Source organism: Streptomyces sp. M41(2017) (assembly GCF_002078175.1).
Classification (GTDB): Bacteria; Actinomycetota; Actinomycetes; order Streptomycetales; family Streptomycetaceae; genus Streptomyces.
Genome location: NZ_MWFK01000001.1, coordinates 3,280,845 through 3,298,234 on the forward strand (window position 1 = coordinate 3,280,845; position 17,390 = coordinate 3,298,234).

A 17,390-nucleotide genomic window follows, 5' to 3' on the forward strand; every position below is an offset into this window, starting at 1 on the left:
GCGTCCCACCGGGTTCGTACCGGTGGGACGCCCTCGAGCCGTAGGGCGTCCGTGCGCTGTATGACGTCTGTGCGCCGTATGACATCTGTCATCCGGGACCGAGGACACAGCGCACTGCCGTCCGTACCCCCTCCGCGGCCACGATGGACGGCATGACAACCACTGCGACTGCGGCGGCCACCACCTCGGTGGTCGGGTTCGAATCGGTGACCAAGAGCTACGGCGACGTCCGGGCCGTGGACGCGCTGACGCTCGACCTGCACCCGGGCGAGACCGTCGCCCTGCTCGGCCCGAACGGCGCGGGCAAGTCGACCACACTGGACCTCCTGCTCGGTCTGAAGAACGCCGACAGCGGCACGGTCCGGGTGTTCGGCACCAGCCCCCGCGAGGCGATCGTCGCCGGCCGCGTGGGCGCCATGCTGCAGAGCGGCGGCCTGATGGACGAGGTCACGGTGGGCGAGCTGGTCAAGCTCGCCTGCGACCTGCACCCCCGGCCCTACCGCGTCACCGACGTCCTCTCCCGGGCCGGCATCACCCAGATCGCCGACCGCAAGGTCAACAAGCTCTCGGGCGGCCAGGAGCAGCGCGTCCGCTTCGCGCTCGCCACCGCCGGCGACAGCGACCTGATCGTCCTCGACGAGCCGACCACCGGCATGGACGTCACGGCACGCCAGGCCTTCTGGGCCACCATGCGCGAACAGGCCGACCAGGGCCGCACGGTCCTCTTCGCCACGCACTACCTGGAGGAGGCCGACGCCATCGCGGACCGCGTCCTCGTGCTCCACCGGGGACGGCTGCTGGCCGACGGCACCGCCGCCGAGATCAAGGCCAGGGCAGGCGCCCGCCGGGTCGCCTTCGACCTGGAGGGCCCCATCGACGAGACCCCGCTGCGCGCCCTGCCCTTCCTCGCCTCGATCGACGTGTCCGGGCAGACCGTCCGCATCCAGTCCGCCGACGCCGACGCGACCGTCCACGCGCTGTACGGACTCGGTGTCTACCCCCGCAACCTCGAAGTCGCCGGGCTCGGTCTCGAGCAGGCCTTCGTCGCCATCACCGCCGCCGAAGAGGCCAACCGCACCGCCGCCGAGGAGGCGACCTCCAAGTGAACAGTCTCATCAAGCTGGAGATCACCCGCGCCCTGCGCAACCGCAAGTTCCTGTTCTTCTCGGTCATCTACCCCTCGGCCCTGTTCCTGCTGATCGCGGGCAACGCCGACAGCACGACCAAGGTGGACGGCACCGGACTCACCCTGCCGACCTTCTTCATGGTCTCCATGGCCTCCTTCGGCGCCCTGACCGCCGTGCTCATGGGCAACAGCGAGCGCATCGCCAAGGAGCGCGAGAGCGGCTGGGTACGGCAGTTGAGGCTCACCACGCTGCCCGGCCGCGGCTACGTCCTCGCCAAGACCGCGAGCGCCGCCGTGATCAGCCTGCCGTCCATCGTCATCGTGTTCGTGGTCGCCGCCGCGGTGAAGGACGTCCGCCTGGACGCCTGGCAGTGGCTCGCGCTCACCGGCGTGATCTGGGCCGGCAGCTTCGTGTTCGCCGCGCTCGGCGTGGCCATCGGATACGTGGCGAGCGGTGACGCGGTCCGCCCCATCACGATGATCGTCTACTTCGGCCTCTCGATGCTCGGCGGCCTGTGGATCCCCTCGACGACCTTCCCGGACTGGCTGCAGAACATCGCGAAGTGGCTGCCCACGCACGCGTACGCTGCCCTGGGGCAGGCCATCGAACTGGGCGACGCCCCGCACGCGAAGGACATCGCCATCCTCGTCGTCTTCTTCGCCCTCTTCGCGGGCGGCGCGGCGTGGCTGTACCGGAAGGACACGCTGAAGGCGTGAGTGCCATGACGGAAGACCCGCTGCCCGACGGGGCCCGCCAGGACCGGCTGGTGCAGATGGGGGAGCCCCCGCGCACCCTCCGCGAGGCCCTGGTCAAGTCCCTGTGGATCGTCATCTGGCTGGTGTTTCTCAGCTCGCCGGTCCAGGACCTCGTCTCCGGCGAGCACACCACGCGGGCCACCGTGGCCGGCTGGATCGGCCTCGCGGCCTTCGTCGCGGTCTACCTGACGCTGGTCTTCCGGAACATGGGCAGGGCCACCGCGGACATCCGCAACGTGGCCCTCATGGTCCTCGCCCTCGTCGCGCTCGCCGTCGTCCTCTGCCTCACCCTCGGCCCGCCCTGGCTCGGTCTGTTCGTGTACGTCTCGGTGGCCTGCGGGACGGCGTTCCCGCTCCGGGTGTCCTACTGGACCATCCCGCTGACCGCCGTCGTGATGCTCCTCGTCGGCCTGCACGCCGGGGAGAAGGACGCCCGGGACCTGATCCTCCTCGTCGTCCTGATCGGCTTCGCGATGACGGGCGTACGCCAGCTCGTGCGCACCACGGTGGAGCTGCGCCGGGCGCGGGCCACCGTCGCCCAGCTCGCCGCGAACGAGGAGCGCCTGCGGCTCGCCCGGGACCTGCACGACCTGCTCGGCCACTCGCTGTCGCTGATCACGCTGAAGAGCGAACTGGCCGGGCGGATGCTGCCCGACCACCCCGAGAAGGCGGCCCAGCAGGTCGCCGACATCGAACAGGTCAGCCGCCAGGCCCTGGTCGACGTCCGCGAGGCGGTCACCGGCTACCGGCGGCCCCGGCTCGCCGGCGAACTCGCCGGAGCACAGGTCGCCTTGACCGCGGCGGGCGTCGTCGCCGACCTGCCGGCCGAACCCGACCTGCACGGGGTGTCCACCGAGAGCGAGTCCGCGCTCGCCTGGACGCTGCGCGAGGCGGTCACCAACGTCGTACGGCACAGCGGTGCCCGGCGCTGCACGGTGGAACTCGTCCGCCGCCAGACCCTGGACGGTCCCGTCCTCGAACTGTCGGTGGAGGACGACGGCTCCGGCGGCTCCGGCGGCACCCCCGGCAACGGCCTGACGGGGCTGACCGAACGCCTGGAGAAGGCCGCGGGATCACTGGAGGCGGGCCGCACCCGGCACGGGTTCCGGCTGGTCGCCCGCGTCCCCCTCACCGACGAACGGGCCCCTGTGGGCCCGGCGGACGACACCGTAGGATCCGGTGCATGAGCCGCATGATCAAGGTCCTGCTCGCCGAGGACCAGTCGATGGTCCGCGAGGCGCTGGCCGCCCTGCTGGGACTCGAGCCGGACATCGACGTGGTCGCCCAGGTGGCCCGCGGCGACGAGGTGCTCGCGGCCGCCCGGGCCCACGACGTGGACGTGGCGCTCCTCGACATCGAGATGCCGGGCATGACCGGCATCGAGGCGGCGGCGGAGGTCCACCGGGAACTCCCGGGCATCAAACTGCTCATCCTCACGACCTTCGGCCGTCCCGGCTACCTCCGCAGCGCCATGGAGTCCGGCGCCGACGCCTTCCTCGTCAAGGACGCCCCGGCCGCCCAACTCGCCGCGGCCATACGCAAGGTGCTCGCCGGCGAGCGCGTCATCGACCCCACCCTGGCCGCCGCCGCACTCGCCGGCGGCGCCAACCCGCTCACCGACCGCGAGCGCGAGATCCTCCGCGCCGCGGCGGACGGCTCCACCAACGCCGAACTCGCCACCGCCCTCCACCTCTCCCAGGGCACGGTCCGCAACTACCTCTCCACCGCCATCCAGAAACTCGCGGTCCGCAACCGCGCGGAGGCGGTCAGAACGGCCCGGGAGAAGGGCTGGCTCTGAGGGGCCGAGAGCTGCGGAGCCACGTCAATCGCGCCTGATCAGCTCCGGATTGATGTCCCGGCCCACCAGCGGCAACGTCCCCACGGCCGCGACCCCCACCACACCGAGTGCGGCGATGGCCAGCAGGGGCAGGCCCACCGAGTCCCAGAAGATCTCGCCGCCGCCGGTGACGAGATAACTGGACTCCGCGAGTCTGCCCGCGACGAGTGCGAGGGCGAGCCCGATCGCGAGCGGCAGCACGACCTGGGCGCACTGGACGGCCCGCAGTGTTCCGGCCCGTGCCCCGATCAGGGTCAGGGCCGTGACGTGCGCCCGGCGTTCGACGGCACGGTCCGTGACGGCGACCAGGAACGCGGCGACGCCGATGACCAGCCCCATCACCATGCCGAGGCCGAGCAGTGTCTCGATGACGCCGATCTGCTGGAGTCCGTCGATGTTGACGCCGATGGGATCGACGTCGGCGGTCGGAGCGGCGGCGCCGATCCCGTCGAGCACCCGGCGGACGGCGTCCGGATCGGAGCTGCCCGTGAGGACGTAGCGGGCCGATTCCGGGCGCGCCGTGGCCGGCAGTACCGAAGGCGGGACCAGCACGGCCGCGCCCCCGACCGCCGAGGGGTCGTAGGCGCCGTAGACGACGCGGTCGGACGGCAGCGCGACGGACAGCGTGGCGCGCTGTCCGTCCTTGCGGATCCGGAAGGTGAACGTGGCACCGGGGTGCACCCCCGGGTCGGCGGCGGAGTTCGGGTCGACGAGTCGCAGGACCCTGCCGTCGACGCAGCCCTCGGAGTGCTCGACGAACTCCCGTAGTTGGGCGCAGGTGGCGACGAGCGCGGTGACCTGCGGCTCCACCCGCGAGCCGCCCTTGAGAGACACCCACGAGTCCATCGTCAGGGCGTGGGCCCGGACGCCCGGTACGTCCGCGAGGTCCCGCTGCTGGTGGGAAGCGAGGCCCGACAGGGCGATGGAGTAGTCCTGCGCGGGGCTGTCGGGCCGGGTGACCTGGTTCTCCTCGATCAGGATGCCCTGAGCCAGCGAGGCGGCGTACACGAGGAGGACGAGTCCCGTGACCACGCGCATGGTGCTGCCCGGTTCCACCTCGTTGCGGCGCATCGCCAGGTTCAGGGTGAGCGACTGCGTGGCTCCCGCGACCTTCCGGGCGAGTGTGTACGAGAGCAGCGGCAGCGTCAGGACAAGACCGGCGCCGGTCAGCAGCACGCCCGCCGGGACGAGGAGTGCGGCCGGGCCGTCGCTCGACGCCGGGTGGGTGGTCAGCCCGGTCGCGCAGTAGCCGGTCACGATGCCGAGGCCGGAGACCAGGAGCAGACCGCCCCAGCGCGAGGGCGCCTCGGGCAGGGCCGTGCGGCGGACGGCGAGCGGGTTGGTCGCGGCGCTGCGGGCGCTCGCCCGTCCGACGAACCAGGCGAGCGCCGGGCAGCCGATCAGGCAGATGCCGACGGTCGTCGGCGAGAGCGCGCCGTCTCCGGGATACCACCGCAGCTCCGGCAGCCCGGTCCGGGACATCACCTGGTTGAGGACCACGTACTCGCCCAGGCCCAGGACGGCGCCGAGCAGGGAGGCGATCACCGTCTCGGCCGCGTTCACCCGCTGGGTGCCCCGCACGCTCAGTCCGAGCAGGCGCAGCGCCGCCAGACGCCGGGTGCGGCTGGCCGCGGAGAGCCGCGCGCAGACCGAGAGGAAGACGCCCAGGGGAAGCAGGACGATGGTGGCGAGGGCGAAGCGCAGGATGGTCAGCGTGGAGGGATCGACGGCGGCGATCGGCGCGTAGCCGTAGCCGAATCCCGTCAGCACACGTCCCCTTCCGCCGAGTTGGGCCCGGGTCGTACCGACGTACGCGTACAGCTCGTCCGGACCGGTCAGACCGGCGGCGCCGATCACGCCTTTCTCGCGGCCCGGCAGCAGCCCCTTGAGGCCGGGTTCCTCCCGCAGCAGCTCCTTCACCCGGGGGGAGACGAACACCTCACCCGGGCGCGGGAGGTGGCGCAGGCCGGGCGGGACGGCGGAGGCGTCCGTGCCGCGGGCGACGAAGACGCGGGTGAACGCCTTCGAACCGTGCGGGTCCGAGCGCTCCAGGACCAGACTCGACCGGGCGGAGGGGGTGTGCGAGGACGTGATGGGCTCCCTGGCGGCGGCCCTCCCGTCGTGCGCGTCCAGGATCGCCGGGATGGTCAGGACCAGCGCGAGACAGCACACCCCGAGGGAGCCGCCCGCGGCCATCAGCAGGAAACGGACACGGTTGCCGCGCCCGGCACCGAGCAGCAGGCGCAGCCCGAGCAGGAACTCCTTCACAGCGGCTCCCCCGGGGACAGGACTCCGTCGGTCATCGAGTAGCGGCGGTCGGCCTGCGCGGCCACCGCCGGATCGTGGGTGACGAGGACGACCGCGGTGCCCTGCGAGCGGGCCAGGCCGAGGAACTCCTTCAGCACGGCGGAGGCGTTGGCGCTGTCGAGCGAGCCGGTGGGTTCGTCGGCGAAGACGACGGCCGGGCGGTGGACGAGGGCCCGGGCCACGGCGACACGCTGGCTCTGCCCGCCGGACACCTGCGACGGCCGGCGCTCGCGCAGTCCGCCGAGTCCGAGGCGGCCGAGGACCTCACCGGCGGCGGCGAGGGCGGGACGCTTGCGCTGTCCCGCCAGGCGCAGGGGCAGGGCGGTGTTCTCCTCGATGGTCAGCTCCGGGAGCAACTCGCCGTACTGGAACACGAATCCGAAGTGTTCGCGGCGCAGCGTGCTGATCTCCTCGTCGCTTAGCCCGCCGAGCGGCCGCCCCTCGAACCGCACCTGCCCCCGGGCGACAGGCAGCACGCCCGCCAGGCAGTACAGGAGCGAGGACTTCCCCGAGCCACTCTGCCCCGTGATGGCCGCGACCTCCCCGCGCGCCACGGAGAGATGCGCGTCCCGCACGGCGAGCTGAGCCCCATAGGAAAGGTCGACTCCCGTGGCCGAGAGGATCTCCGGGGCATGGGTTTCCGAACTGCTGATGGCTTCCCCCAAGAAGCGAACGGGCCCAGGTGTGCACCCCTGGGCCCTCGATCGTGCGGTGCGCCGACTACCGTCGGTAGTGCTTGGTCACGGAGCAGTTGTCGGGGTGCAGAGAGCCCCGGTCACGGCAGACACGTATGTACGCGTCGGACGTGTAGCGCTCGTCACCGCTCCAGTTCAGGTAGTCCTGCGGGACGGTCTTCTTCTGCTTGCCGGAGTACCGGCTCCAGCTGTAGCCCTCGACGCGAACCTGCGTGTACACGTTGTGCCCGTCGCCGTTGTCGGCGTCCTTGAGGTTGCCCTTCCACTCGAAGGCACCGTGGTTCGTGCCGGCGGGCCAGAACGTGTACTGGCCGGAGTTGAGTTCGGCACCACCGGTGGTGAGCTTCGGAATGGTGTGCCACGAGCTTGCGAACGCGGTTCCGGCGCCGGCGGCGAACAGGCCGGCCGCCAGGATCCCTACTGCGAACTTCCGCACTTGATTCTCCCGTTGTTTGTCGGTCCTGGTGGTCATGTTGCGTTCAGGACCGTGGCGGAGAGTAACAAGTGGTCACGGGGTGAAAATGGCTCGTATGTGCGGCTGTTGTCGATTTGGGGCGGGCTGTCATCCCGGATACCGGGATTGCTTTTCTGGGATCTTGCCCGAGCTTGACCGGAAGATGTTCGTTCGGGAGGCAACCGGAAAGGGGAATCCTCCGTCGGATCCCGTTTCCGTCAGTTGAGCATCGCCCGTGCCGCCAGGGCCTGTTGGCGGACCCGGGTGGCTGCGGGTTCGTCGACCGTCGAGACCACGTCGGCGTAGGCGTCGAGTTCGGCGGCGCCGGTCAGGAAGTCGCCTCGTTGGACGAGGAGTTGCGCGCGTTCGTAGCGCAGCCGGGCCGGGTGGGAGGGGAGCAGCAGGGAGAGTTCGACCGCCCAGAGGGAGACGTCGGAGCGCTCCGGGCGGGCGGTGGCCCAGGCGCGGACGTTGTTCAGGATGCGCTGGATCACATCGAGCGGCTCGGCGGGGGAGAGCATCGACGGGTCCAGCGGGGCGCCCGTCGCACCCGCGACGAGGAGTTCCGCGTCCGCCCCGGCGAGAACCCGTCCGCCGTCGAAGGGGTCCGCGAGCACCTGCTCCTCGGGCGGTCCGAAGCCCACCACGAAGTGGCCGGGCAGCGCGACCCCGTAGACCGGCGCCCCGGCCCGGCGGGCGACCTCCATCCACACCACGGAGAGCAGGATGGGCAGCCCGCGCCGCCGCCGCAGGACCGAGTGCAGCAGGGACGACTCCAGCCGCTGGTAGTCGGCCGGCAGCCCCCGGAATCCGCGGCGCCCGCCGAGCAGTTCGGCCAGTGCGGTCGCCCAGGACCGCGGGCCGCCCGGGCGGAAGGGCAACTGCCCGGCCAGATCGTCCAGTTCGATCTGCGCGGCGTCGATCCCCGCCTCGTCCAGCGTGCCGTCCGCCGCGGCTCCCACCAGCAGACAGAGCAGCGCGAGATCAGGGCGTTCGGCCCGCGCCTCCGCGGCGAACCGCCGCCGCACCTCGTCGGCTCGCTCCCTCTCCGGGGGCTGCGGGGAAGACATAGCGGGTTCGTGCCCCTTCACGCCGATCGATACGTCTCGGCACCGCCGGATCCGTCCGGCCCCGGGGTGGCGTCGCCGACCGCGGGAACGTCCGAGGGCGTGGCCGTCGCTGCCGGGGGCGCGCCCGCGGAGGCGTCCCGCTCGCTGCCGGTGGCTTCCGCGGCCTCCGTCCCCGCCGCCCACCGGTAGTGGTGGTACGCGTGGTGGGCGGAGAAGCCCAGGCCGGCGTACAGGGTGCGGGCCGCCGTGTTGTCCGTCTCCACCTGGAGCCAGGCCGCCGACGCGCCCTCGGCCAGGGCACGGTCGGCCAGGGCGGCCATCACGGTGGTGGCGAGGCCCCGGCGCCGGTGCGCGGGGTCCACCTCCACGGCCGCGAATCCGGCCCAGCGGCCGTCCACCACGCACCGGCCGATCGCGGCCGGCGGCTCACCCTGCGCCCCCGGAACCGTCGCGAACCACACCGAGGGCCCGCTGCCCAGCACCCGCAGGGCCACCTCGCCCACCCCCTTGCGCTGGTAGCGGCCGAGCCACGACACGTCCGCCGTCCGGGAGAGGGCCACCTCGGGTGCCTCGCGGTCGGCGAGCGGCGCGAGGGCGCCGATCCACAGTTCGGCGGTCACCTCGCTCGACCAGCCACGCGCCTCCAGCGCCGCGCACAGCAGTTCCTGCGTGCCCTCGGCGCCGGTGCTGGTCTGGATGTAGGCGGGGAGTCCGCGGTCGCCGTACCAGTCCCGGACGACGGTCAGGGCGTCGTCCAGCGGCACGCCCGGGTCGCCCAGCGGCAGCACGGAGTTGGCGCGCCGGGTGAACCCGCCGGCGGCGCGCAGCTCCCAGTCGCCGAGCCGCTCGCTCTCCACCGGACGCCAGGCCCGCGCGGCGACCCGCGCCAGCTCCTCGTACGTCGCGGCCGGGCCGCGACGCCGCGCCGGGGCGGACGGGACGACCTTGCCCGCGACGAGCGTCGACTCCGCGATCCGGACCCGCTCACCGGTCCGTCGTGTGATCAGCAGCACACCGTCGTCCCATGATGTGAGAACACCGACCGTATCGGTGAACTTCTCCACCGTGTCTCCATCGTCCGTCATGCGGCGCACCGAGACGCGTTTGCCCACGTCAGCAGCGGTGATACGGACCTCGAGTCGGCCGGAAGCAGAGATTTCCACGGGTCGGTCCACCCCTCCTGTTCGGATCATGCCCAAGAACGGAGATACTAGGGGCGGGCATCGACGACGCCGCGCTCCCGCGCGCCAGGCGGCGGAGCCTACGCAGGCCCGCCAGCGCCCTATCGAGGAGGAACGACAGCGTGACCTACGTCATCGCGCAGCCTTGTGTCGACGTCAAGGACAAGGCGTGCATCGAGGAGTGCCCGGTCGACTGCATCTACGAGGGCTCCCGGTCCTTGTACATCCACCCGGACGAATGCGTCGACTGCGGAGCCTGTGAGCCGGTGTGCCCGGTCGAGGCGATCTTCTACGAGGACGACACTCCGGAGGAGTGGAAGGACTACTACAAGGCGAACGTCGAGTTCTTCGACGAGCTCGGCTCGCCCGGCGGCGCCAGCAAGCTGGGCCTGATCGAGCGCGACCACGCCTTCATCGCAGCCCTTCCGCCGCAGAACCAGTAGCACCGGTGAGCGGACCGCCGGGGCACCCCCGGCGGTAGCTCGAGGAGCGCCGCCTCGGTCCCGTACGGCCTCGATCGCTCCGATCGCCGTACGGGACCGAGGCATTTGCCGTTCCGGCCCGTGCGGCGGCCCGTGTCCGTCCGGACGGGCCGTGGGCAGGGCCGTCAGCACGACACCGTACGGGTCGTACGTACGAGAAAGTGAGCCCGATCCCGTGTCCGCAGTCTCCGACCGGCTTCCCACCTTCCCCTGGGACAAGCTGGAGCCCTACAAGGCGACCGCCGCAGCTCACCCGGGCGGCATCGTCGACCTGTCCGTCGGTACCCCGGTCGACCCGGTGCCCGAGCTGATCCAGAAGGCTCTGGTCGCCGCCGCGGACTCGCCCGGCTATCCCACGGTGTGGGGCACGCCCGAGCTGCGGGACGCGCTCACGGGATGGGTGGAACGACGGCTCGGCGCCCGGGACGTCACCCACCGCCACGTCCTGCCGATCGTCGGCTCCAAGGAACTCGTCGCCTGGCTGCCCACCCAGCTGGGCCTCGGCCCGGGGGACAAGGTCGCCTACCCGCGCCTCGCGTACCCGACGTACGAGGTCGGCGCGCGGCTCGCCCGAGCGGACTCCGTGGCCTACGACGACCCGACCGAGCTGGACCCGACGGACCTGAAGCTCCTGTGGCTGAACTCCCCGTCGAACCCGACCGGCAGGGTCCTCTCCGCGGCCGAACTGACCCGGATCGTCGCCTGGGCCCGCGAGCACGGCGTCCTCGTCTTCTCCGACGAGTGCTACATCGAACTGGGCTGGGAGGCCGAGCCGGTCTCCGTCCTGCACCCGGACGTCTGCGGCGGTTCCTACGAGGGGATCGTCTCGGTCCACTCGCTGTCCAAGCGCTCCAACCTGGCCGGTTACCGCGCCGCGTTCCTCGCGGGCGACCCCGCCGTCCTCGGTGAGCTGCTGGAGATCCGCAAGCACGGCGGCATGATGACCTCCGCGCCCACCCAGGCCGCCGTGGTCGCGGCCCTCGGGGACGACACCCACGTCCGGGAACAGCGCGAGCGCTACGCCGCCCGCCGCACGGCCCTGCGCGACGCCCTGGTGCGGCACGGCTTCCGGATCGAGCACAGCGAGGCGAGCCTCTACCTCTGGGCCACCCGCGACGAGTCCTGCTGGTCGACGGTGGCGCACCTCGCCGAGCTGGGCATCCTGGTCGCTCCGGGTGACTTCTACGGCACGGCCGGTGAGACGTTCGTCCGCGTGGCGCTGACCGCCTCGGACGAGCGGGTGGCCGCCGCGGTGGAGCGCCTCACCTCCTGAGCCGCGCCCGGCGGCGCGGTGGCGTGACGCGGCCGGGACCAGCGAAACGGGGGTCCGGGGAAGCGAGTTCCCCGGACCCCCGTCGTCCTACGACGGCCCCGCTAGCCGAGCGGCAGGCCCTTGAGCGGCAGCTGGTCGGTCGGCAGGCCGCCCTTGGTCACGCCGTCCGTCGGCAGGCCGCCGCCGGTCGCGGTCTTCGCGGTGTCACCCAGGAGACCGCCGGCCTGGCCGGCCGTGTCCCCGGCCACCTTCTGGGCGGCGGGCGTCACGGTCTTCGCGACCTTGCCGCCGGCCTTGCCCGCGGCGGGCACCGCCTTCTTGACCGTGTCGCCACCGGACTTGCCGGCCGTCCCGGTGACGTTCTGCGTCGCTCCGTCGACGGTGTTGCCGACGCTCGCCCCGTCCAGGGCGGTCAGTCCGCCGAGGTCGGGGGTGGCCGGCAGTGCGGCCGCCGCGTTGGCGGAGCCGGCCGCACCGACCACGGGCGCCGCTCCCGCTGCGATGAGCAGCGCGACACGGGCGATCCGGCGGGTCAGGGGGAGGGACATGGTGCTCCTTAGACGGGAGAAAACGGTGAACTGTCCGACCGGTCCGGGGTACCGGCTGCTGGTGTGCCGCCGGTGATCGTTCCGGGCTCGGACGCAGTGACTACCGCTCGAAGCCGTCGAAGGTTGCGGTGACCCGACGTAAAGAGTTGGTAATGCGTCGCATAATCAGTTGTGGATAAAAACGGGCAAACGGAGTCTGTCGGCAGGGGCTGACGAATCCTTACGGCCCTTTGTTCTCAAGGGATTTCGCGAACCGCCGAGTGAGCGAGCGAAATGCCGTACGGAACGTCGGCCCGTCGCGGGCGGGGTAATCCGCACGAGTGAGGGCCCGTACTACTGCCCGGTGACGATCCGGACCTCGGACGCGGCCTTCCCGGTGGGCGAAGCGCCCTTCGCGTCGGTCGTGTGCCACGACCCCTCGGAGCGTCCGGCGGTCCACTCGCGCCCCGCGTACGACACCCGTTCGATGTGCAGCGCCGAGGAGTTGGCCACGGCCCAGTGCGCCAGCTCCCAGCCGCGCCGGAGCGTCCCGGTCCCGGAGGTGGCGCCCTCGCGCACCGGAACGGTCACGGTCCCGCCGCCGGACCCCGGCGAGGGCGATGCCGAGACCGCCGCGCCGGCGGAGGCGGTGGCCTCCGGTGACGGCGAGACACCCGCCGCGCCGACGGTCGCGCCCGCCTCCTGGAGGACGTCCCGCCCGAAGTCCTTGGCGAGCGCGCTGCGCACCGCGTCCGCACCGCCCGCGGGGGTCGCGTCCGGACGACCCTGACAGGTCAGCGTGGCGGCGGCGCGGCCGGTGAGGGCGGCGGCCAGCAGTGTCGCGTCCGGCTCGTGCTTGGCGTACGCCTGGGGGAAGCCGCTGCGCTGCACCCGCTGGGCCGCGACGGTGAGCGGCAGCCGCGAGTAGCCCGGAACCTTGGCCAGGTGCTCGTAGAAGATCCCCGACGCGTACGCCGGGTCCATGATCTGGCGCGGTGTGCCCCAGCCCTGTGAGGGCCGCTGCTGGAACAGACCGAGCGAGTCGCGGTCGCCGTGCCGGATGTTGCGCAGCCCCGACTCCTGGAGCGCCGTCGCGAGCGCGATGGCCACCGCGCGCTCGGGCATCCCCCGGGAGGTGCCGACCGCCGAGATCGTCGCCGCGTTCACCGCCTGCTCGGGGCTGAACTCGTACGACGCGCCGTCGCCCTTGCCGGAGACGACGCTGCACCGGGGCGCACCCGTGCCGCCCGTCAGGTACTGCACGGCGAGGTAGCCCGCGAGCGCGAGCAGGACCACGAGGGCTCCTCCGAAGCGGAGGAACCTGCGGCGCGGACGCCGGGCGGGGGTGGGGGACGGCTCTGACACGCGTACAAGGTACTGGAGGTCCCTGCCGGCGCCCCCTGTGACTGTGGACAACCTTCGGGACGGCCGGGACGTACGACTGTTTCCGGCCCTTCCGGCCGCTTCTGGGCCCTTCGGGGGCGCCGGTCCGGCGCGCTAGGGTCGACGCCATGGCCGACACCTCCCTTGACCTCGCCCTGGACGCAGCCGAGCTCACCGCGCAGCTCGTCGACTTCCCCTCGGAGAGCGGCGACGAGAAGCCGCTCGCGGACGCCGTCGAGGCCGCCTTGCGTGCCCTGCCGCATCTGACGGTCGACCGGTACGGCAACAACATCGTGGCGCGCACGCACCTGGGCCGCGCCGAGCGCGTCGTCCTGGCCGGTCACATCGACACGGTGCCGATCGCCGACAACGTGCCCTCCCGGCTCGACGAGGACGGCGTGCTGTGGGGCTGCGGCACCTGCGACATGAAGTCGGGCGTCGCGGTCCAGCTCCGGATCGCGGCCACGGTCCCCGAGCCCAACCGCGACCTCACCTTCGTCTTCTACGACAACGAAGAGGTGGCGGCCCACCTGAACGGGCTGAAGCACGTCTCCGACGCCCACCCGGACTGGCTGGAGGGCGACTTCGCGGTCCTTCTCGAACCCTCCGACGGGCAGGTCGAGGGCGGCTGCCAGGGCACGCTGCGGGTGCTCCTGAAGACCCGCGGCGAGCGGGCCCACTCCGCCCGCAGCTGGATGGGGTCGAACGCGATCCACGCGGCCTCCCCGATCCTCGCCGCGCTCGCCGCGTACGAGCCGCGCTACCCGGTCATCGACGGCCTGGAGTACCGCGAGGGACTGAACGCGGTGGGCATCTCCGGCGGGGTCGCCGGCAACGTCATCCCCGACGAGTGCGTCGTCACCGTCAACTTCCGCTACGCGCCCGATCGCACCGAGGAGGAGGCGATCGAGCACGTCCGCGCGGTCTTCGCCGACTGCGGTGTGGACGAGTTCGTCGTCGACGACCACAGCGGAGCCGCCCTGCCCGGGCTCTCCCACCCGGCCGCCGCCGCGTTCATCGAGGCCGTCGGGGGCACCCCGCAGCCCAAGTACGGCTGGACCGACGTCTCCCGCTTCAGCCGCCTCGGCGTTCCGGCGGTCAACTACGGCCCCGGCAACCCCCACTTGGCGCACAAGAGGGACGAGCGGGTGGAGACGGCCAAGATCCTCGCGGGTGAGGAGCGACTGCGCTCCTGGCTCACCGCCTGAGACGTACCCGACGGCGGTTCGTGGCGGACATGCCCACGTCCCCCCGCCGTAACCAGCGGAGATCTACGCTGGGGCGGAACGACCTTCCCCAGGACCCGGCTCCGGCCGGGGCGGGGGAGACCCGTACGCGGAGGGAGTGGACATGGCTACTGGCAACCCGGAGGGCAAGAAGCGGCCACCGGAGGAGCAGCGGCTGGGCCCGGTGCTGCGCAGGCGGGACCAGGTGCAGGCGAGCACCACGGACCAGCGGCTGCTGGACGCGGGAGGCCCGTCCGACTGGGTGCACACCGACCCCTGGCGGGTGCTGCGCATCCAGTCGGAGTTCATCGAGGGCTTCGGAACGCTGGCCGAACTGCCGCCCGCGATCAGTGTGTTCGGATCCGCGAGGACGCCCGTCGACTCGCCCGAGTACCAGGCGGGCGTCGCCCTCGGGCGCGGCCTCGTCGAGGCCGGGTTCGCCGTGATCACCGGCGGTGGCCCCGGTGCCATGGAGGCCGCGAACAAGGGCGCGTGCGAGGCGAAGGGCATCTCCGTCGGCCTCGGCATCGAGCTCCCCTTCGAACAGGGGCTCAACCAGTACGTCGACATCGGCCTGAACTTCCGGTACTTCTTCGTCCGGAAGATGATGTTCGTCAAGTACGCGCAGGGCTTCGTGGTCCTGCCGGGCGGACTCGGCACCCTCGACGAGCTGTTCGAGGCGCTCACCCTGGTCCAGACGCAGAAGGTCACCCGGTTCCCCATCGTGCTGTTCGGCACGGAGTACTGGGGCGGCCTCGTGGACTGGCTGAAGAACACGCTCATCGCCCAGGGCAAGGCCTCCGAGAAGGACCTGCTGCTGTTCCACCTGACCGACGACGTGGACGAAGCGGTGGCCCTGGTGTCGAAGGAGGCCGGCCGCTAGGCCCTGTCCGCAAAGTCTCGCCCGTCCTCCGGGTGGACGACGCGACTTTGCGGACACCCCGTGGGAACGCCGCCCCGGCACCGGCCGGGTCTCGGAGGGGCTGCGCGGCCGGCCCCTCCGCCGTCCCGGCGGGTGCCGCACCCGTCCCCGTCCGCTAGGCCAGCCCCCGCCGGGCCACAGCCGGCGGCCGGTGGCCCGCGATCGACGCCACCATGTCCAGCACCTGCCGGGTCTCGGCGACCTCGTGCACGCGGTAGACCTGGGCCCCCAGCCACGCGGACACGGCGGTCGTCGCCAGCGTGCCGACGACCCGCTCCTTGACCGGCTTGTCGAGCGTCTCGCCCACGAAGTCCTTGTTGGAGAGCGAGACGAGCACCGGCCACCCGGTCTCGACCATCTCGCCGAGCCGCCGGGTCGCCTCCAGGCTGTGCCGGGTGTTCTTCCCGAAGTCGTGCCCGGGATCGATGAGGACCGACTCGCGCGGCACCCCCAGGGAGACCGCGCGCTCCGCCAGACCGAGCGTCACCCGCAGGATGTCGGCCATCACGTCGTCGTACGCCGCCCGGTGCGGACGGGTCCGCGGCTCCGTCTCCCCGGCGTGCGTGCACACCAGGCCCACCCCGTACCGGGCGGCCACCTCCGCCAGCCGCGGGTCGACCCCGCCCCAGGCGTCGTTCAGCAGATCGGCGCCGGCCTCGCAGACCGCCTCGCCCACCTCGTGCCGCCAGGTGTCGACGCTGATGATCACGTCCGGGAACGTGCGGCGCACCTCGGCGACGAAACCGACCGTACGGCGCGCCTCCTCCTCGGCGGTGACCTCCTCGCCGGGGCCGGCCTTCACCCCGCCGATGTCGATGATGGCGGCGCCCTCGGACACGGCCTGCTCCACGCGCGCGAGGGCGGGCTCGTCGCGGAAGGTGGCGCCCTGGTCGTAGAACGAGTCCGGGGTCCGGTTCACGATCGCCATGATCACCGGCTCCCGCGGGTCGAATTCCCGCCTGCCCAGCCTGAGCATCCCCTATGACCTCTCCCAGTGGTTACCGCCGATGAGCCGCCTGCGACCTTAACTGTCAGACTCGCATGGCACGATCGGAGCCTGACACTTCCGGCGGCAGACTGCTGTCCGGCAGCATCAGCACCTCCGGCACCAGCGGTCGCCGGGCATCCGTACTTCGCGCCGACGCGCTCCGCGCCGGCACCAGAGCGTGGGGACCTCCAGCGATGTTCATGTTCTTGTTCCTCGTCGTCGCGCTCGTCGTCGTGGTCGCCGCGGTCACCGTGTCCGTGGTGGGCGGCGGCGAGAGCACCCCGCTTCCCGACGCCGAGCCCGAGCGCCTGCACGACCCGCTGCCGTACGACCGTCCGGTGTCCCGGGGCGACGTGGACGCGGTGCGCTTCCCGGTCGCCGTGCGCGGCTACCGCATGGCGGACGTGGACGACGTCCTCGGGCGTCTCAGCGCCGAGATCGGTGAGCGGGACGCGCGGATCGCCGACCTGGAGTCCGCGCTCGCGGGGGCCCGCGCGGCGACCGCCCCCACCTCGCTGCGCAAGCACCCCGAGGACGAGCGGTGAGCGACGCGCTGGCCGGTCCCGACGGCGTGCTCCGCTGCCCCTGGGCCCTGTCGACCGAGGACTACGTGGCGTACCACGACGAGGAGTGGGGCCGCCCGGTCCACGGCGACCAGGCGCTGTACGAGCGGCTGTGCCTGGAGGCCTTCCAGTCCGGCCTGTCCTGGATCACCATCCTGCGCCGCCGCCCCGGGTTCCGTGCCGCGTTCGCGGGCTTCGAGATCGCCGAGGTCGCGGCGTTCACGGACGCCGACAAGGAGCGCCTGCTCGGCGACACCGGGATCATCCGCAACCGCGCCAAGATCGAGGCGACGGTCGCCAACGCGCGCGTGCTGGCCGACTGGGCCCCGGGCGAGCTGGACGAGCTGATCTGGTCCTTCGCCCCCGACCCGGCGACCCGCCCGGCGCCGCGCGGGCTCTCCGACGTCCCCGCCGTCACCGACGAGTCGACCGCCCTGTCCAAGACGCTCAAGAAGCGCGGCATCCGCTTCGTGGGCCCCACGACCGCGTACGCCCTGATGCAGGCGTGCGGACTGGTGAACGACCACCTGGCGGACTGCGGGGCCCGCGACGCCGTCTGACGTACCCGGGCGGCGGTGACCTGCCGTGCGGGGCGAGACG

At 72.2% G+C, this 17,390-nt stretch carries 18 protein-coding genes; 10 read left to right on the plus strand and 8 right to left on the minus strand.

Features of this window, described 5'->3' with window-relative positions; translation table 11 throughout:
- Positions 1-152 precede the first annotated feature (152 nt).
- Genes B0675_RS14525 through B0675_RS14540 form a run of 4 tightly spaced genes read left to right on the plus strand, consistent with a single transcriptional unit; the run spans position 153 to position 3,680 of the window.
- Positions 153-1,106: an ABC transporter ATP-binding protein gene (locus B0675_RS14525; protein WP_179165297.1), complete on the plus strand. Its 954-nt coding sequence runs from the start codon at positions 153-155 to the stop codon at positions 1,104-1,106.
- Positions 1,103-1,843 carry an ABC transporter permease gene (locus tag B0675_RS14530; RefSeq protein WP_081219246.1) on the plus strand — a complete coding sequence of 247 codons (741 nt, stop codon included), beginning with the start codon at positions 1,103-1,105 and terminating at the stop codon, positions 1,841-1,843. The genes B0675_RS14525 and B0675_RS14530 overlap by 4 nt, the downstream gene beginning before the upstream one ends.
- Positions 1,844-1,848: 5 nt before the next feature.
- Positions 1,849-3,069 carry a histidine kinase gene (locus B0675_RS14535; protein ID WP_081219247.1) on the plus strand — a complete coding sequence of 407 codons (1,221 nt, stop codon included), beginning with the start codon at positions 1,849-1,851 and terminating at the stop codon, positions 3,067-3,069.
- Positions 3,066-3,680, plus strand: coding sequence for a response regulator transcription factor (locus tag B0675_RS14540; RefSeq protein WP_081219248.1), 615 nt, complete (start codon positions 3,066-3,068; stop codon positions 3,678-3,680). Before B0675_RS14535 ends, B0675_RS14540 begins: the two co-directional genes overlap by 4 nt.
- A 24-nt stretch (positions 3,681-3,704) precedes the next feature.
- Here B0675_RS14540 and B0675_RS14545 read toward each other — a convergent pair whose 3' ends face one another.
- From B0675_RS14545 to B0675_RS14565, 5 genes are all read right to left on the minus strand, one after another.
- A complete protein-coding gene (locus tag B0675_RS14545) occupies positions 3,705-5,987 on the minus strand; it encodes an FtsX-like permease family protein (protein WP_081219249.1) in 2,283 nt (760 codons plus the stop codon).
- On the minus strand, positions 5,984-6,691 hold the full coding sequence (locus B0675_RS14550; RefSeq protein ID WP_241539785.1) for an ABC transporter ATP-binding protein: 708 nt from the start codon (positions 6,689-6,691) through the stop codon (positions 5,984-5,986). The genes B0675_RS14545 and B0675_RS14550 overlap by 4 nt, the downstream gene beginning before the upstream one ends.
- Before the next feature lie 55 nt (positions 6,692-6,746).
- The gene (locus B0675_RS14555; RefSeq protein ID WP_241539786.1) at positions 6,747-7,157 is read right to left on the minus strand and encodes a hypothetical protein; all 411 of its coding nucleotides are present in this window, start codon (positions 7,155-7,157) and stop codon (positions 6,747-6,749) included.
- Between the two features lie 236 nt (positions 7,158-7,393).
- Entirely contained in the window at positions 7,394-8,266 is an 873-nt protein-coding gene (locus B0675_RS14560; RefSeq protein WP_179165298.1) for a transglutaminase-like domain-containing protein, read from the minus strand.
- Positions 8,263-9,408 carry a GNAT family N-acetyltransferase gene (locus B0675_RS14565; protein WP_107482628.1) on the minus strand — a complete coding sequence of 382 codons (1,146 nt, stop codon included), beginning with the start codon at positions 9,406-9,408 and terminating at the stop codon, positions 8,263-8,265. The genes B0675_RS14560 and B0675_RS14565 overlap by 4 nt, the downstream gene beginning before the upstream one ends.
- Before the next feature lie 140 nt (positions 9,409-9,548).
- Between B0675_RS14565 and fdxA the strand changes: the two genes are divergently transcribed.
- Both fdxA and B0675_RS14575 read left to right on the plus strand, forming a co-directional pair.
- Positions 9,549-9,869: a ferredoxin gene (fdxA, locus tag B0675_RS14570; protein WP_030573070.1), complete on the plus strand. Its 321-nt coding sequence runs from the start codon at positions 9,549-9,551 to the stop codon at positions 9,867-9,869.
- A 214-nt stretch (positions 9,870-10,083) separates the two neighbouring features.
- Complete coding sequence (locus B0675_RS14575) at positions 10,084-11,181, plus strand: bifunctional succinyldiaminopimelate transaminase/glutamate-prephenate aminotransferase (RefSeq protein WP_081219252.1); 1,098 nt, start codon at positions 10,084-10,086, stop codon at positions 11,179-11,181.
- A 101-nt stretch (positions 11,182-11,282) separates the two neighbouring features.
- Here B0675_RS14575 and B0675_RS14580 read toward each other — a convergent pair whose 3' ends face one another.
- Positions 11,283-11,729: an ATP-binding protein gene (locus B0675_RS14580; protein ID WP_081219253.1), complete on the minus strand. Its 447-nt coding sequence runs from the start codon at positions 11,727-11,729 to the stop codon at positions 11,283-11,285.
- Between the two features lie 333 nt (positions 11,730-12,062).
- Complete coding sequence (locus tag B0675_RS14585; RefSeq protein ID WP_081219254.1) at positions 12,063-13,073, minus strand: heavy metal transporter; 1,011 nt, start codon at positions 13,071-13,073, stop codon at positions 12,063-12,065.
- Between the two features lie 146 nt (positions 13,074-13,219).
- On the opposite strand from B0675_RS14585, the gene dapE reads away from it, so the two are divergent.
- Positions 13,220-14,299: a succinyl-diaminopimelate desuccinylase gene (dapE, locus tag B0675_RS14590; protein WP_081219255.1), complete on the plus strand. Its 1,080-nt coding sequence runs from the start codon at positions 13,220-13,222 to the stop codon at positions 14,297-14,299.
- 142 nt (positions 14,300-14,441) lie between these two features.
- The gene (locus tag B0675_RS14595) at positions 14,442-15,200 is read left to right on the plus strand and encodes a TIGR00730 family Rossman fold protein (RefSeq protein ID WP_081219256.1); all 759 of its coding nucleotides are present in this window, start codon (positions 14,442-14,444) and stop codon (positions 15,198-15,200) included.
- 154 nt (positions 15,201-15,354) lie between these two features.
- On the opposite strand, the gene folP is transcribed toward B0675_RS14595, so the two are convergent.
- Positions 15,355-16,215: a dihydropteroate synthase gene (gene folP / locus B0675_RS14600; protein WP_081219257.1), complete on the minus strand. Its 861-nt coding sequence runs from the start codon at positions 16,213-16,215 to the stop codon at positions 15,355-15,357.
- Positions 16,216-16,421: 206 nt separating this feature from the next.
- On the opposite strand from folP, the gene B0675_RS14605 reads away from it, so the two are divergent.
- Together B0675_RS14605 and B0675_RS14610 are read left to right on the plus strand one after the other, a co-directional pair.
- Positions 16,422-16,772 (plus strand): DivIVA domain-containing protein, encoded by a 351-nt coding sequence (locus B0675_RS14605; protein ID WP_081219258.1) that lies wholly within the window; start codon positions 16,422-16,424, stop codon positions 16,770-16,772.
- On the plus strand, positions 16,769-17,350 hold the full coding sequence (locus tag B0675_RS14610) for a DNA-3-methyladenine glycosylase I (RefSeq protein WP_081219259.1): 582 nt from the start codon (positions 16,769-16,771) through the stop codon (positions 17,348-17,350). The genes B0675_RS14605 and B0675_RS14610 overlap by 4 nt, the downstream gene beginning before the upstream one ends.
- Positions 17,351-17,390 lie beyond the last annotated feature (40 nt).